This is a genomic window from Alloprevotella sp. OH1205_COT-284, assembly GCF_003859795.1.
Lineage (GTDB): Bacteria > Bacteroidota > Bacteroidia > Bacteroidales > Bacteroidaceae > Alloprevotella.
The window spans coordinates 1-501 of sequence record NZ_RQYI01000071.1 but is presented as its reverse complement, the minus strand read 5'-3'; the positions used below and the strand labels follow the sequence as shown (position 1 = coordinate 501).

Below are 501 nucleotides of genomic sequence, written 5' to 3'. Positions count from 1 at the left end.
CATCAACAGATTTGTTGCGTGTTCAATATGTCAAAGATCGTATGCTCTTCTATATCAAAGCAGATGAGCAGTAAGAGTGGAGAATAACGGATTCGAACCGTTGACCCCCTGCTTGCAAAGCAGGTGCTCTAGCCAGCTGAGCTAATCCCCCAATCAAAGAGTAGTCCCAGGCAGATTTGAACTGCCGACCTCCACATTATCAGTGTGGCGCTCTAACCAACTGAGCTATAGGACTGGCAGAAATAGCAAACCTCACCTTCAACCAAGGGAGAAGAGCGGCTTCACCTTTCTCGTTATATATCATTACGATAACATCTTGAAGAGAAGATACAAGAACCAATCACCAAATGGCAATCAGACCTATATACCAAATCAAAACCCATACAAAAATACAAGGGAAATGAACCGAGATTCCAGAAAGGAGGTGTTCCAGCCGCACCTTCCGGTACGGCTACCTTGTTACGACTTAGCCCCAATCACCGGTTTTACCCTAGGCCGACC

2 tRNA genes and 1 rRNA gene are annotated in these 501 nt (G+C 45.9%); all 3 read right to left on the bottom strand.

Going from position 1 to position 501, the window contains the following annotated elements:
- Positions 1-77 precede the first annotated feature (77 nt).
- Positions 78-151: transfer RNA gene (locus EII14_RS09095), tRNA-Ala, on the bottom strand.
- A 10-nt stretch (positions 152-161) separates the two neighbouring features.
- Positions 162-235 (bottom strand) — tRNA-Ile (locus EII14_RS09090).
- 182 nt (positions 236-417) lie between these two features.
- Positions 418-501, bottom strand: a 16S ribosomal RNA gene (locus EII14_RS09085); the annotation flags it as partial.